Origin of the sequence: Streptomyces sp. RFCAC02 (assembly GCF_004193175.1) — a bacterium.
Classification (GTDB): Bacteria; Actinomycetota; Actinomycetes; order Streptomycetales; family Streptomycetaceae; genus Streptomyces.
In genome coordinates this window covers 5,500,600-5,515,010 of sequence record NZ_SAUH01000001.1, presented here as the reverse complement: position 1 = coordinate 5,515,010, position 14,411 = coordinate 5,500,600, and the positions used below count along the sequence as shown (strand labels likewise).

At 73.0% G+C, this 14,411-nt stretch carries 11 protein-coding genes; 3 read left to right on the top strand and 8 right to left on the bottom strand.

The features are described from left to right. Nucleotides 1-20 precede the first annotated feature (20 nt). Genes EMA09_RS25480 through EMA09_RS25465 form a run of 4 tightly spaced genes read right to left on the bottom strand, consistent with a single transcriptional unit; the run spans nucleotide 21 to nucleotide 4,369 of the window. Nucleotides 21-806 carry a CDP-alcohol phosphatidyltransferase family protein gene (locus EMA09_RS25480; protein ID WP_129843305.1) on the bottom strand — a complete coding sequence of 262 codons (786 nt, stop codon included), beginning with the start codon at nucleotides 804-806 and terminating at the stop codon, nucleotides 21-23. Further along, nucleotides 784-1,845 (bottom strand): iron-containing alcohol dehydrogenase family protein, encoded by a 1,062-nt coding sequence (locus EMA09_RS25475; RefSeq protein ID WP_129843304.1) that lies wholly within the window; start codon nucleotides 1,843-1,845, stop codon nucleotides 784-786. Before EMA09_RS25475 ends, EMA09_RS25480 begins: the two co-directional genes overlap by 23 nt. Then, complete coding sequence (locus EMA09_RS25470) at nucleotides 1,833-2,591, bottom strand: phosphocholine cytidylyltransferase family protein (RefSeq protein ID WP_129843303.1); 759 nt, start codon at nucleotides 2,589-2,591, stop codon at nucleotides 1,833-1,835. Before EMA09_RS25470 ends, EMA09_RS25475 begins: the two co-directional genes overlap by 13 nt. Then, nucleotides 2,588-4,369: a DUF5941 domain-containing protein gene (locus EMA09_RS25465; protein ID WP_129844255.1), complete on the bottom strand. Its 1,782-nt coding sequence runs from the start codon at nucleotides 4,367-4,369 to the stop codon at nucleotides 2,588-2,590. Before EMA09_RS25465 ends, EMA09_RS25470 begins: the two co-directional genes overlap by 4 nt. 389 nt (nucleotides 4,370-4,758) lie before the next feature. On the opposite strand from EMA09_RS25465, the gene idi reads away from it, so the two are divergent. Further along, entirely contained in the window at nucleotides 4,759-5,328 is a 570-nt protein-coding gene (idi, locus tag EMA09_RS25460; protein WP_129843302.1) for an isopentenyl-diphosphate Delta-isomerase, read from the top strand. On the opposite strand, the gene EMA09_RS25455 is transcribed toward idi, so the two are convergent. Then, nucleotides 5,303-5,812 (bottom strand): ATP-binding protein, encoded by a 510-nt coding sequence (locus EMA09_RS25455; RefSeq protein ID WP_129843301.1) that lies wholly within the window; start codon nucleotides 5,810-5,812, stop codon nucleotides 5,303-5,305. The genes idi and EMA09_RS25455 overlap by 26 nt on opposite strands. A gap of 447 nt (nucleotides 5,813-6,259) precedes the next feature. Between EMA09_RS25455 and EMA09_RS25450 the strand changes: the two genes are divergently transcribed. Then, entirely contained in the window at nucleotides 6,260-8,026 is a 1,767-nt protein-coding gene (locus EMA09_RS25450; RefSeq protein WP_129843300.1) for an ABC transporter ATP-binding protein, read from the top strand. A 49-nt stretch (nucleotides 8,027-8,075) separates the two neighbouring features. Here the strand turns inward: EMA09_RS25450 and EMA09_RS25445 are convergent, their stop codons facing one another. The 3 genes from EMA09_RS25445 to EMA09_RS25435 form a co-directional block, all read right to left on the bottom strand. Continuing rightward, entirely contained in the window at nucleotides 8,076-9,680 is a 1,605-nt protein-coding gene (locus EMA09_RS25445; RefSeq protein ID WP_129843299.1) for an ABC-F family ATP-binding cassette domain-containing protein, read from the bottom strand. Between the two features lie 292 nt (nucleotides 9,681-9,972). Continuing rightward, the gene (locus tag EMA09_RS25440) at nucleotides 9,973-10,953 is read right to left on the bottom strand and encodes an acyl-ACP desaturase (protein WP_129843298.1); all 981 of its coding nucleotides are present in this window, start codon (nucleotides 10,951-10,953) and stop codon (nucleotides 9,973-9,975) included. A gap of 190 nt (nucleotides 10,954-11,143) precedes the next feature. Next, entirely contained in the window at nucleotides 11,144-13,588 is a 2,445-nt protein-coding gene (locus EMA09_RS25435) for a Tex family protein (protein WP_129843297.1), read from the bottom strand. A gap of 392 nt (nucleotides 13,589-13,980) precedes the next feature. On the opposite strand from EMA09_RS25435, the gene EMA09_RS25430 reads away from it, so the two are divergent. Continuing rightward, nucleotides 13,981-14,406 carry an ATP-binding protein gene (locus tag EMA09_RS25430; RefSeq protein ID WP_129843296.1) on the top strand — a complete coding sequence of 142 codons (426 nt, stop codon included), beginning with the start codon at nucleotides 13,981-13,983 and terminating at the stop codon, nucleotides 14,404-14,406. Nucleotides 14,407-14,411: the final 5 nt, after the last annotated feature.

Here is a 14,411-nt window from a genome sequence, read left to right as displayed (position 1 = left end):
CTGTGCCGTGCCCACGCCCGTCACCTCAGCCTGCTCGACGCGAGGATCGACACCAGGTGCAGCAGCGTCTGCAGTACCGCGATCGCCGCCAGCAGCGCGACGCCGAGGCGCGTGAAGAACAGGTCGCCCCGCACCAGGTCGAGGATCGCCACCACCAGGATGAGCAGTGACGCCTCCACCCCGCCGACCAGGCGGTGGAACTTCAGCGCCGACGCCGCGCGGCGGGCCGCCGCCACGCCCGACGACCGGGGCGCGGCCGCCTCGTCCCGCACGGCGGGCAGCCCGCTGCGGGTCCGCGCGACGTCCACGAGGTCCGTCTCGGCCTTGATCAGGATCGCGCCGAGCGCGGCGAGCGTGCCGAGGAAGGCCCACAGCCAGTTCGGCGCGTGCTCCTCGACCGCGAACACGTCGGCCGCCCGCACACCGAAGCCGACCAGCAGGGCCGCCTCCGCCAGGTAGTGGCCGACGCGGTCGAGGTAGACGCCCGTCACGGACGTCTGCCGCCGCCAGCGGGCGACCTCGCCGTCCACGCAGTCGAGCAGCAGGTAGAGCTGGATCAGCAGCGCGGCGACCAGCGCGCCCGCGAGACCCGGCACCAGCAGGACCGCGCCGGCCGCCACACCGGCCACGACCATCAGGTAGGTGAGCTGGTTCGGCGTGACCCGGGCGTTCACCAGGTGCCGGGTCCAGCGCAGGGAGATCTCCCGCATGTACAGGCGCCCGGCCCAGTGCTCACCGCTGCGCCGGTCCTTCACCCCGGCGGGGTGCACGACCGGCCTGAGTTCAGCTACCGATGGTTTTGACATAATCCGCGTACGCGTCCCTGATCTCGTCGTTCGACAGGTCGAGGTGTTCCAGGATGGTGTAACGGCCGGGCCTGGTCCGGGGGGCGAACGCCACGGCGGACACGAACTCCTCCGTGCTGAAGCCGATGTCCCCGGGCAGCACCGGCAGGCCGTGCCGGCGCAGGACGTCCGCGATCAGCAGGCAGTCGTCGCGCGCGCCGCGCAGGTGCATCGCGAAGGCCGCGCCGAGCCCGACCTGGTCCCCGTGCGGTGCGGAACGGCCCGGGTAGAGGATGTCCAGCGCGTGGGAGATCTCGTGGCACGCGCCCGACGACGGCCGGGTGTGGCCGGCGATCGTCATGGCGATGCCGGACAGCACCAGGGCCTCCGCCAGCACCGTGAGGAACGCGTCGTCGCCGCAGCCGCCGGGGTGCCGCAGCACGGCCTCGCCCGCCTGCCTCGCCATGGCGGCGGCCAGACCGTCCACCTGCTCGCCCGTCTCGCGGCGGGACAGCTCCCAGTCGGCGATGGCCGAGAGGTTCGACACGGCGTCGCCGATGCCGGAGCGGACGTAGCGCAGGGGGGCGTCGCGGATGACGTCGAGGTCGACGACGAGGGCGATCGGGGTGGGCACGCCGTACGAGCCGCGGCCGGCGTCGTTGTCCAGCGTGGAGACCGGGGAGCAGATCCCGTCGTGCGCCAGGTTCGTGGCGACGGCGACCATGGGCAGGCCGACGCGTGCCGCCGCGTACTTGGCGACGTCGATGATCTTGCCGCCGCCCAGGCCGACCACGGCGTCGTAGTGGCCCGAGCGCATGGCGTCGGCCAGCCCGACGGCGGCGTCGATCGTGCCGCCGCACACCTCGTACCACTCGGCCCCGGGCAGCGCGGGCGCCAGGCGCTCGCGCAGGGCCGTCCCCGAGCCGTTGCTGATGGCGACGGCGAGCCGGCCGGAGGATGAGATCCGCTGGTCGGCGAGGAGCCCGCCGAGGTTGTCCAGCGCCCCGGCGGCGATGTCCACCGACACCGGGGACGGGATCAGACGGGTCAGTACCGGCACGCGATCTCCCGTCCCCGGGCGAGGTCCTCGTGGTTGTCGATCTCGACCCAGCTCACCTCGCCGATCGGCGCGGTGTCGACGCGGAAGCCGCGGTTGACCAGCTCCTGGTACCCGTCCTCGTAGTAGAGCTGCGGGTCGCGCTCGAAGGTGGTGCGCAGGGCGTCGGCCAGTTCGCCGGCGGCCTCGGGCTCGATGAGCGTGACGCCGATGTACTCGCCGGTGGCCTCGGCGGGGTCCATCAGCTTGGTGATGCGCCGCACGCCCTTCCCCGGCTCGGTGACGACCTTCATCTCCTCGTCGGCGAGCTTCTTCGCCGTGTCGAGGGCCAGGATGATGCGCCGGTCCTCGCCGCGGGCGGCGAGCAGGGTGCGCTCGACGGACGCCGGGTGGACCGTGTCGCCGTTGGCGAGGATCACGCCCTCGCGCAGGACGTCACGGGCGCACCACAGGGAGTAGGCGTTGTTCCACTCCTCGGCCTTGTCGTTCTCGACGAGGGTGAGGCGGACGCCGTACCGCCGCTCCAGGTCCGCACGGCGCTCGACCACGGCCTCCTTGCGGTAGCCGACGACGATCGCCGCCTCGGTGAGGCCGACCTCGGCGAAGTTGGCCAGCGTGAGGTCGAGGACGGTTCTGCTCTCCCCGTCCTCGCCCTCCGGCGTCACGACCGGCACCAGTGCCTTGGGCAGGGTGTCGGTGTAGGGGCGAAGACGCCGTCCGGCGCCGGCGGCCAGCACGAGGCCGATCATGCGGGTTCTCCTGTTTCGTCGTGTACGGCCGGTGCGGAGGAGGAGATCCAGAATCGGATGCTCTCCGCCAGCACCAGGAGCGCCACCGCCCCCGCGAGGACGGCCAGCGCGGTGGTGAAGCCCTGCCCGGCCGCCCACAGGGCGGCGGCGACGGTGACCACGAGAACGCGCCCCTCGTGACCCCCGGTGGACATGACCAGCCAGGGCGGAGGCGCCCCGGCACCGCCGCGGAGGCGGTACACCGTGTCGTAGTGATGGTAGGCGCAAGCGGCCACCAGACCGAAAGCCGCCGGCAACGCCCCGTTCACCCCGCTGCGGGCCGCGAGCACGAGGATCGTGAGGTACTCCGCCGCGCGGAACAGCGGCGGGAGCAGCCAGTCGAAGGGCCTGCGCAGGGGCGCCGCCTGCGCCCGGCCCGTGGCGATGGCGTAGCAGACGGCCGCCGCCACGACGTACCAGGCGTGGTCGGTGCCGGCCCACAGGGCGGACGCCACGAGCAGCACGGTGCCGCCGAGCGCCCACGCGGGAGCGGGGAACGGGCCGCGCGGCGCGGGGATCCTGCTGATCAGGCCGGCCAGGGGGCCGCTGTCGGTGAGGCCGGTGAGCGTGCGGGCCGCCTCGGGTGTCGGGCCGGGTAGGCGGCGGGACCGCAGCAGGCGGCCGGCCGTGGTGTAGCAGGCCGCGAAGCCGCAGGCGGCCAGCAGCACGATGAAGGTGACGCGGGGAGTGGTGAGTGCCGTGAGGACGGCGATCAGCAGCCAGCGTTCACCGATGGGGAGGACGATCATGCGGCGGGCCCAGACGGTCCAGCCGATGCTGTCGAGGCGGCCCGACAGGGCGGTGGCCGCCGCGGGGGCGCGGCTTCCGCCGCCGGGCGGCGCCGGCGGGTGGGCGTCGTTGAACGCGAAGTCGACGATGTGGCGGCAGGACTGGAGCACCATGGCCGCGAGGGCGAGCGCCCACACGTCGTCGCCGCCGCGGGCCGCGCCGAGGGCGAGCCCCGCGTAGTACGCGTACTCCTTGGCGCGGTCGAAGGTCGCGTCGAGCCAGGCGCCGAGGGTGGAGTACTGGAGGGAGTAGCGGGCGAGCTGGCCGTCCGTGCAGTCGAGGACGAACGAGGCGAGCAGCAGGACCCCGGCGGCGATGAAGCCGCCCCGGGTGCCGGTCGCGGCGCAGCCGGCCGCGATCAGCGCGGTGACCAGGGACGCGGTGGTGACCTGGTTCGGGGTGAGGCCGCGCCGGGCGCACCAGCGGGCGATGTAGCGGGAGTACGGGCTGACAAGGAACGTCGTGGTGAAGCCGTCGCGGGACTTGACGGCGGACCGCAGCCGGACCGCCTCGTCGTCGACGGCGGCCACGGCCTCGGCGGCACGGGCGCGTTCGGTGTCGGTCGCGGGGACGGTGGCGGTGAGCGTGCCGAGTTCGGGCCGGTGGACGGGGGTTCCGGCGGCGGCCAGCGCGTCGGTGAGCCGGTCGGTGCGGGGCGCGCCGCCGGCGGCGGCGGACGCCAGCGCCGGGCGGGCGGGCGGCAGGACCGTGAGGGCGCCGGGGATCGCCGCGGCCTCGAACCGGGGATCGGTGAGGGCGAGCCGCAGGGCGTGCCGGTGGCCGGTGAACCGCGGATCGACGACGGCGACGCGCGCTTCGGGGGCGGCCCGGTCGAGCGCGGCCGTGAGGTCGCCCTCCGCCGCCACCGTCACGGTGAATCCGAGCGCGCGCAGGTCGTCTTCCAGTGGCGACCCGGGGACGGGCGAACCGGTGAGGATCGCGATCGACAGCAGACTCACTCCTTGGGGCGTGACCGCTCTGTGCGGCCGCACGTCGGCAGAGATTATCCGATGACCATCGCGCGGCAAGCAGGGCGTTGGCATCAGGAAACCCGGAGTTCATATCGGGTTGCCACTCCGGGAGCCGATGCGACCCTACGCGATCACGGGAGAGGGCCGCGCCCCGGTCCCCGCGGGCGGGATGCGCCCGCGTCCTGCGGCGACCGCGCCCGCGCGCCCGGCCCGGTGGGGCAGACTGAACAGGAAACCGGTCAGATCCCGGGAAAAGCAGAAACAGGCGATATCCACCGCGCCGGCATCACGCTGGGCGACATTCGGCGACAAAGGCCGGGAAGCACCGGAAAACACGCATGCGCAACGGGAAGAAGAGGAAAGCATCCATGCCCCACAGCAGCGCCGCAGCGGCGGAGCCGATCATGCTGGAACTCGTCGACGAGGACGGCACGACGATCGGCACGGCCGAGAAGCTGGCGGCCCACCGGGCTCCCGGCCGGCTCCACCGGGCGTTCTCGGTCTTCCTCTTCGACGCCTCGGGCCGGCTGCTGCTCCAGCGCCGGGCGCACGGCAAGTACCACTCCCCCGGTGTCTGGTCGAACACCTGCTGCGGTCATCCGCTGCCGGGCGAGGCGCCGTTCCTCGCCGCGACGCGGCGGACCACGGAGGAACTGGGCGCGGCGCCGGAGTCGCTGCGGGCGGTGGGCACGGTCCGCTACAACCACCCCGATCCCCTTTCGGGGCTGGTCGAGCAGGAGTACAACCATCTGTTCGCCGGCCTGGTGGCGGCCCCGCTGCGGCCGGACCCGGCGGAGGTGGCGGAGACGGAGTTCGTGACGGCCGCCGAGTTGGCGCGGCTGCGTGCCGGGGACACGTTCTCGGCCTGGTTCGGGACCGTGCTCGACGCGGCGCTGCCGGGCATCCGCCGGGTCACGGGGACCGACGCGGGCTGGTGAGCGGGCCGGGCGGGTGGCCGTCGAGCGGGAGGACCGCCCAGACGGTCTTCCCGCCGGCCGCCGTCGGGTCGGCGCCGGAGGAACCGCCCGCCTCCTCCGCGATGGTCTGGACGAGGAGCAGGCCGCGCCCGCCCGTGCCGTGCCCGTCGGGGGGCACGTCGAGGGCGTGCGGGCGGTAGGGGTGGCCGTCCTCGACGGCCACCCGGAGCGTGCGGCCGTCGAGGGCGATGTCCACCCCGATCTCCGGGGTGAGGAGGGCCGCGTGCCGGACGGCGTTGGTCACGAGCTCGGACAGGATCACCAGCACGCTGTGCAGCCGGTCCGGGGTGAGGGGGACGGCGCGCCGGACGAGGAGGTCGCGCACCGCGTGCCGTGCCCGGGGGACGGAGAGGTCGTCGGGCGGCACGGTGAACCGCCACGTCCCCGCGTGGCCGGACGGTGCGGTGGTGCCGGGACGGGGTGGCGCTTCGGGTCTGCTGTCCATGCTCCGAGTCTTGGCATGTGCCAGGGCGACGTGACACGGTGACCGTAATTCATCGTGAATCCTTGCCGATATGATCGCCGACTTTCAGAAGTCGCCTTATTCAGAACGGTTTTGCCGCGACCCCCGGTGCGCCGTTCACGCCCCCCATCACTCGACCGGCCGAGGCGCACGGTTGCGAACGCCGGGCGGGGCCGTACGGCAGCGCACTCCGCACCACCTTCCGCGACTATACGGAAGTTGCGAAATCGGACCGCTGAGGGATGACACCGCCACCGTTTCGGAAAGAGTTGGCGCCCGCCGGGGTGACTATCACCATGTATATGAAGTACCGCGAACCTGAAGGAAAAGGGAAGAGTCCACCCGGTATCGACATTTCGGAGGATGTTCGATCGCGTCCGGGGGCACAGTGACCCCAACTCATTCCCCGGACGTTGGAGTGCTGCTGTCATGGCTCTTCCGCAAGGACCCCTGGAGCACCGCTACCAGGGGGAACACCCGGTGCGGACCCTCGTCTACCTCTTCGGGGAAGCCCGTTTCAGGCTTCTCACGGCGGTGCTGGCGTTCATCGTCAAGCACAGCCCCGTCTGGCTGCTTCCCCTGATCACCGCCAACATCATCGACATCGTCGTCGAGAAACGCCCGGCCTCCGAACTGTGGGTCAACACCCTCGTGCTGGTGATCGTTCTCCTGATGAATTACCCGACTCATCTGCTCTACGTCCGCTGCATGCACGGCAGCGTGCGGCGCGTGGGCACCGGCCTCCGGTCCGCCCTGTGCCGGCGTATGCAGGAACTCTCCATCGGCTATCACTCCCGCGTCAGCGCCAGCACATTGCAGACCAAGGTCATCCGGGATGTCGAGAACATCGAGCAGTCGGTGCAGCAGAGCGCCGACACCGGACTGGCCGCCGTCATCACCCTGGTCGGCGGCCTGATCGTCATCGCGGTCCGCGTCCCGGCCGCGCTGCCCGTCTTCGTCGTCCTGGTGCCGGCCTCCGCCCTGCTGGTGCGGCGGCTGCGCGGCCGGCTGCGCGGCCACAACGAGAAGTACCGGCGCCAGGTCGAGCAGTTGTCCGCGCGCGTCGGCGAGATGACCAGCCTCATCCCCGTCACGCGCGCCCACGGCCTGGAGCGCGCCGCGCTCGTGCGTGTGGACGGCACCCTGCGGAAGGTCCTGACGGCGGGCATACGGCTCGACCTGCTGAACGGGCACTTCGGCGCGATCGCCTGGATCCTGCTGAACACCATCGGCATCGGCTTCCTGTCCGGCGCCGCCGTGATCGCCTACTACGCGTGGCTCCCGATCACGGCGGGCGACGTGGTGATGCTCAGCACCTTCTTCACGACCCTCACCGGTTCGATGACCATGCTGATGGGCCTCGCCCCGATCATCAGCAGGGGGCTCGAATCGGTCCGCTCGGCCGGCGAGGTGCTCCAGGCGCCCGACCTGGAGATCAACGCCGGGAAGACCGAGGTGACGGCGGTCAAGGGCCGCATCGACTTCCAGCGGGTGGACTACCGCTACGACGGCGAGGGCGCGGCCGCGGTCACCGGCTTCGACCTCGCGGTCCGGCCGGGCGAGACCATCGCCCTGGTCGGGGCTTCGGGCGCGGGCAAGTCCACCGTGCTGAACCTCCTCATCGGCTTCATCCGGCCCGTCTCGGGCCGCATCCTCCTCGACGGCACCGACATGGCGACGCTCGACCTCCGCAGCTACCGGCGGTTCCTGTCGGTGGTGCCGCAGGAGTCCGTGCTCTTCGAGGGCAGCATCAGGGAGAACGTCGGCTACGGCATGGCCGACGCCGACGACCGGGCCGTACGGGCCGCGCTGGCCGACGCGAACGCCCTGGAGTTCGTGGAGGAGCTGCCCACCGGCCTGGACACGGTCGTCGGCGAGCGCGGCGCGCGGCTGTCCGGCGGCCAGCGGCAGCGCATCGCGATCGCCCGCGCCCTGATCCGCGACCCGCGGATCCTGGTGCTGGACGAGGCGACCTCCGCGCTCGACACCCGGTCGGAGGCGCTGGTGCAGGAGGCCATGGACCGGCTGATGCGCGGACGGACGGTGTTCGTCGTCGCGCACCGCCTGTCCACGGTCAGGAACGCCGACCGGATCGTGGTCCTCGACCAGGGCCACATCCAGGAGATCGGCACCCATGCCGAGCTGCTGCGGCTCGGCGGCGCCTACGCGCGGCTCCAGGCCAAGCAGATGACCTGAGCCGCCGGGGCTCCGCCCCGCGGCCCGACGGCGGCGGGGCGGAGCGCGCTCACAGCGGGTCGGTCTCCGTCAGCCCGCCGTCCAGGCGCAGCCAGCGGGTGACGCCGAGGCCGCGGAGGAACGGCACGTCGTGGCTGACGACCAGCAGCGCGCCGCGGTACGACTCCAGGGCGGTCGTGAGGCTGCGGACACCGGCGAGGTCCAGGTTGTTGGTCGGCTCGTCGAGCAGCAGGAGCTGGGGCGGCGGCTCGGCGAGCATGAGGGCCGCGAGGGTGGCCCGGAAGCGTTCGCCGCCGGAGAGCGTGCCGACGAGCTGGTCGGGGCGTTCCTTGCGGAACAGGAAGCGGGCCAGCCGCGCCCGGATCTGCTGCGGGTCGGTGCCCGGCGCGAGGTTGCGGACGTTCGTGGCGATGCTCGCGCGCGGGTCCAGGATGTCGAGGCGCTGCGGCAGGTGGCGCAGCGGCACGTGCGCCTCCACGGTGCCCGCGGCGGGGGCGGTGGCGCCCGTGACGATGTCCAGGAGGGTCGTCTTGCCCGCGCCGTTGTCCCCGGTGAGCGCGATCCGCTCGGGGCCGACGACGTCCAGCGTCACCGGCTCCGCGCCCTCCCGCGCCACCACGTCCCGCAGCGTGAGCACGCGGCGGCGCGGCGGTACGGCGGTGTGCGGCAGGTCGACGCGGATCTCGGCGTCGTCGCGGACGGCCTCCTCGGCCTCGGTGAGGCGCTCCCTGGCCTCCGCCAGACGCTCGCGGTGGCGTCCGATGAGCTTCCCCGCGCTGACCTCGGCCGACGAGGCAAGCCCGCCGGCGACGATGCGCGGGATGCCGCCCTGCGCCTTCTTCGCCGTCCGTGCGCGGCCGGCCAGTCTGTCGTGGGCCTCGGTGAGCTCCCGCTTCTGCCGGCGCACGTCGGCGCCGGCCGCGCGGACGGCGCGCTCGGCCGCCTCCTGCTCGACGGCGATGGCGGCCTCGTACGCGGAGAGCGGGCCGCCGTACCAGGTGATCCGGCCGCCGCGCAGGTCGGCGATCCGGTCCACGCGCTCCAGCAGCTCCCGGTCGTGGCTCACGACGACGAGGACGCCGTTCCAGGCCGCCACGGTGTCGCACAGCCTGCGGCGGGCGGCGAGGTCGAGGTTGTTGGTCGGCTCGTCGAGCAGCAGGATGTCGGGGCGGCGCAGCAGGAGGGCGGCGAGACGCAGCAGGACCGTCTCGCCGCCCGACACCTGGCCGACCGTGCGGTCGAGCGCCACGTGGGCGAGGCCGAGCTGGTCGAGGGTGGCGCGGGTGCGCTCCTCGATGTCCCAGTCGTCGCCGACGGCCGTGAAGTGTTCCTCCGCCGGGTCGCCGTTCTCGATGGCGTGGAGCGCGGCGCGGGTGGCGGCGATCCCGAGGACCTCGTCGACACGCCGGGTGGTGTCGAGGGTGAGGTTCTGCGGGAGGTAGCCGATCTCACCGGCGGTGCGGACGGTGCCGGCGGCGGGGGTGAGCTCGCCGGCGACCAGGCGCAGGAGGGTGGATTTGCCCGAGCCGTTGAGTCCGATCAGGCCGGTGCGGCCCGGGCCGACGGCGAGGTCGAGCCCGTCGAACAGGGGGGTGCCGTCCGGCCAGGCGTAGGTGAGCCGGGATGCGGTGATGTGCGTGCCCGTGGCGGTCACGGTGGTCTCCAGGTGGTGTGCGGAAGGTTCCGGTCACGGGGAGACACCGGAGCCCGGGTCGGGGCCGACCGGGCACGGGCTGATCGCGGGGAGGACGGGGACGGATGGCCGTTCACGTCGAGGTCGATCGTGCGGCGCACGGGGCGAGGGCATGCTGATGGGGCACGCCTGCCACGGGGCTCGCGGTGTCATCGACCTCAGATCCTCAACGGCCTCTCCAATCATCGGCGACAGGCCACGTCCAGGGTAGGACGGGCCGCCGCACGGCGGCAAACGGTTTTCCCGCGGGCGGTCACGGGGTCGGCTTGACGCCGCGGGCGGCGGCGCGGGCGCGGCGGGCCGCGATGCGTTCGTCCAGGATGCGGGCCTCGCCGTCCAGGCCGGTCATGAAGGTGCCCAGCTCCTCCTGTGCCTTCATGCCCTCGGGGCCGAGACCGGGGATGTCCATCACCTTCAGGTAGCGCAGGACGGGCTGGATCACGTCGTCGTGGTGGATGCGCAGGTTGTAGATCCCGCCGATGGCCATGCGGGCGGCCGCGCGCTCGAAGCCGGGGATGCCGTGGCCGGGCATGCGGAAGCCGACGACCACGTCGCGGACGGCGCACATCGTCTGGTCGGGGGCGAGTTCGAACGCGGCCCGCAGGAGGTTGCGGTAGAAGACCATGTGCAGGTTCTCGTCGGTGGCGATGCGCGCCAGGAGACGGTCGCACACCGGGTCGCCGGACTCACGGCCGGTGTTGCGGTGGGATATGCGGGTCGCGAGTTCCTGGAAGGCGACGTAGGCCACCGAGTGCAGCATGGAGTGCGAGTTGTCGGACTCGTAGCCCTCCGACATGTGCGCCATGCGGAAGTTCTCCAGGGCGACGGGGTCCACGGCGCGGGTGGTCAGCAGGTAGTCGCGCAGGACGATGCCGTGCCGCCCCTCCTCGGCGGTCCAGCGGTGCACCCAGGTGCCCCAGGCACCGTCCCGGCCGAAGATCGAGGCGATCTCGCGGTGGTAGCTCGGCAGGTTGTCCTCGGTGAGGAGGTTCACGACGAGCGCGGTGCGGCCCACGTCGGTGACCTTCGACTGGGACAGGTCCCAGGGCTCCCCGCCGAGGGGACCGTCGAAGTTCCGTCCGTCGCTCCAGGGGACGTACTCGTGGGGCATCCAGTCCTTGGCGACCCCCAGATGACGGTTCAGCTCCTGTTCGACCACCTCCTCCAGGGCGAGGATCAGGCGGGTGTCGGTCCACTCGCCGGGCCTGACCGGGGGGGTGGGGTGTGACGTCACGAAAGCTCCTGTCGGACTACCGGATCTACCTACGAGACCGTAGGTTACGGTACCGTAAGTTGTTACCGGCCGGTCTGGCAAGGGAATCGGGGGGCATGGCGACGTGATCTCGCATACGCGACGGCCCGGACCGTGGGGACGGTCCGGGCCGTTGCGGGGTGCCGCGCGCCGCGCGGCGGATGACGACGGATCAGCGCCTGCCACCGTCCGGGCGGAGGAGACCGGCGCGGCGCAGGGCGTCGGCCATCGCGCTGTTCGCCGGCGGCGCGGCGCCGTCCTGACGCCGGCCGCCACCGCCCCGGCGGTCGCGCTGCCGCGGCGCACCGCGCTCCCCGCGCGCCTCACGAGCGCCCCGGTCCTCCCGCGCACCGCGCTTCGCCCCACCGCTCCGGGCGCCGCCGCCGGCCGCGTCGGACTCGTCGTCCAGCCGCAGGGTCAGCGAGATCCGCTTGCGCGGCACGTCCACGTCGAGGACCTTGACCCGCACGATGTCCCCCGGCTTCACGACCTCCCGGGGGTCGGAGACGAACTTCCGCGCCATCGCGGACACATGCACCAGACCGTCCTGGTGGACACCGACGTCCACGAACGCGCCGAACGCCGCCACGTTCGACACGACACCTTCGAGCACCATCCCGGGCCGCAGGTCGCCGATCTTCTCCACGCCCTCCTTGAACCGGGCGGTGCGGAACGCGGGCCTCGGGTCGCGCCCCGGCTTCTCCAGCTCCCGCAGGATGTCGGTGACGGTCGGCAGACCGAACACGCCGTCCACGAAGTCCGCGGGCCGAAGCGCCCGGAGGGCCGTCGTGTTGCCGATGAGGGAGGGCACGTCACCGCCCGTGGAGCTGACCATGCGCCGCACCACCGGGTACGCCTCGGGGTGCACGGAGGAGGCGTCCAGCGGGTCGTCGCCGCCCCGGATGCGCAGGAAGCCCGCGCACTGCTCGAACGCCTTCGGACCGAGCCGGGCCACGTCCTTCAGGGCCGCCCTGCTGCGGAACGGCCCATGGGAGTCGCGGTGGGTCACGATGTTCTCGGCGAGGGTGCCGCTGATCCCGGAGACACGCGCCAGCAGGGGCGCGGACGCGGTGTTGACGTCGACACCGACACCGTTCACGCAGTCCTCGACGACGGCGTCGAGCGAGCGCGACAGCTTCACCTCCGACAGGTCGTGCTGGTACTGGCCGACGCCGATCGACCGCGGGTCGATCTTGACAAGCTCGGCCAGCGGGTCCTGCAGGCGGCGCGCGATGGACACCGCGCCGCGCAACGACACGTCCAGATCCGGCAGTTCCTGCCCGGCGTAGGCGGACGCCGAGTAGACCGAGGCGCCGGCCTCGGAGACCACGACCCGGGCCGGGGCGGCGTCCGGCAGCGCGGCGATCAGCTCACCGGCCAGCTTGTCCGTCTCCCTGGACGCCGTGCCGTTGCCGATGGCGATCAGCTCGACGCCGTGCGCCTTCACCAGGGCGGCCAGCTTCGCCAGGGCCTCGTCCCAGCGGCGCTGCGGGGCGTGCGGATAGATCGTGTCGGTCGCCGCCACCTTGCCCGTGGCGTCCACCACGGCCACCTTGACGCCCGTCCGCAGGCCCGGGTCGAGGCCCATCGTGGGGCGGGTGCCCGCGGGCGCGGCGAGCAGGAGGTCGCGGAGGTTCGCCGCGAAGACGCCGACCGCGTCGTCCTCGGCGGCGGTCCGCAGCCGTGTCCGCAGGTCGATGCCCAGGTGGACGAGGATGCGGGTCCGCCACGCCCAGCGGACGGTCTCGGCGAGCCAGGCGTCGGCCGGCCTGCCGCGGTCGGTGATGCCGAAGCGGTGCGCGATGGCCCGCTCGAACGGCGACGGGCCGGCGTCGGCGCCGTTCTCCCGCTCGGGCTCCGGCTCCAGCGCGAGGTCGAGGACCTCCTCCTTCTCGCCCCGGAACATGGCGAGGACCCGGTGCGACGGCAGCTCGGTGAACGGCTCGGCGAAGTCGAAGTAGTCCGCGAACTTCGCGCCCTCCGTCTCCTTGCCCTCCCGCACCCGGGCAACGAGCCGGCCCGATGCCCACATCCGCTCGCGCAGCTCGCCGAGCAGGTCGGCGTCCTCGCCGAACCGCTCGGTGAGGATGGCCCGCGCGCCCTGGAGGGCCGCGTCGGCGTCGGCGACGCCGCGCTCCGGGTCGACGAAGCCCTCGGCGGCGGCGCGCGGTTCGGTGCCCGGATCGGCCAGCAGGCCGTCCGCGAGCGGTTCGAGACCCGCCTCGCGCGCGATCTGGGCCTTGGTGCGGCGCTTCGGCTTGTGGGGCAGGTAGATGTCCTCCAGGCGCGCCTTCGTCTCCGCGGCGCGGATGGCGGCCTCCAGGGCGTCGTCCAGCTTGCCCTGGGCACGGATGGACTGGAGGATCGCCTCGCGCCGCTCCTCCAGCTCCCGCAGGTAGCGCAGGCGCTCCTCCAGCGTGCGCAGTTGGGCGTCGTCGAGCGTGCCGGTGACCTCCTTGCGGTAGCGGGCGATGAACGGCACGGTGGCGCCGCCGTCCAGCAGGCCGACGGCGGCCCGCACCTGCTCCCCCCGTACGCCAAGTTCCTCGGCGATCCGGTCCTCGATGGTCACGATCACGCTCCGCTTCCCCGGCGCCCCGTGCGCCGCGCTGTGCATTGTGACAGGCGGTGCCGACAGCGGGCCGTTCACCACGCGGTCGGCGGGCCCGGGCACGTGAGCGGCACGGGACTTGCCGCGCGCCACGCCCGGTACCCGTCAGCCCTGCGGGTGATCTGTGCGGCCCCGGACGCGCCCGCGGCGTGCCCGTGTCCCGGTGCCGCCGGGCGGCGCGGCACCGGTGCGGCCCGCGCGGAGTCCCACGTACCGCGTCCCCATCCGCCGGACGGCGCGGCCGCGACGACCCGGGCGCGCGGCGCCCGGCGGACACAGGGGCGCTCCCGGTAACTGATCGGCAGTCAACTGAAGTCATGTCGAGGTGATATGAACTCCCCACGTGCGGCCGTATCCTCGCGGAACCGACTGCGGACCGCCGGGATTCAGGAGGGACGATGACGCTCACCAGTCCGGGCACCGGGACCCGGCGACTCACCCACAGCTGGCTGCTCACCGCGCGTCGCGAGGACCTGGCGCGCTTCCGCAGGCTCGCCTCGCTCGCGATGCGCGAGTGGCAGCAGGCCCCGCACGTCACCGAGGTCGTGCTGCACGGCGTCACCGAACTGCTGTCGAACGTCGCCCGGCACGTCGACGATCCCCGCTGCACCCTCGAACTCGCCCTGACCGGCGGCGACGTCGAGGTATCGGTCCACGACCGGTCGCGGGAGGTGCCGCGCGTCACCCTCCCCGACTGGACCGCCGAGGAGGGCCGCGGCCTGTGGCTGCTGAGCGAGATGGCCGATGAACTGGGCTTCGAGCGCACGGCGGAGGGGAAACGCGTCTGGGTCCGGGTGAGCGGGGAGCCGGTCGACGCGCTCTGAGCCCC

What these genes read in the sequence shown, in the direction of transcription:
- EMA09_RS25480 (WP_129843305.1), bottom strand. Translation starts at nt 806, where the DNA reads ATGTCAAAACCATCGGTAGCTGAACTCAGGCCGGTCGTGCACCCCGCC.
- EMA09_RS25470 (WP_129843303.1), bottom strand. Translation starts at nt 2,591, where the DNA reads ATGATCGGCCTCGTGCTGGCCGCCGGCGCCGGACGGCGTCTTCGCCCC.
- idi (WP_129843302.1), top strand. Translation starts at nt 4,759, where the DNA reads ATGCCCCACAGCAGCGCCGCAGCGGCGGAGCCGATCATGCTGGAACTC.
- EMA09_RS25455 (WP_129843301.1), bottom strand. Translation starts at nt 5,812, where the DNA reads ATGGACAGCAGACCCGAAGCGCCACCCCGTCCCGGCACCACCGCACCG.
- EMA09_RS25450 (WP_129843300.1), top strand. Translation starts at nt 6,260, where the DNA reads ATGGCTCTTCCGCAAGGACCCCTGGAGCACCGCTACCAGGGGGAACAC.
- EMA09_RS25435 (WP_129843297.1), bottom strand. Translation starts at nt 13,588, where the DNA reads ATGCACAGCGCGGCGCACGGGGCGCCGGGGAAGCGGAGCGTGATCGTG.
- EMA09_RS25430 (WP_129843296.1), top strand. Translation starts at nt 13,981, where the DNA reads ATGACGCTCACCAGTCCGGGCACCGGGACCCGGCGACTCACCCACAGC.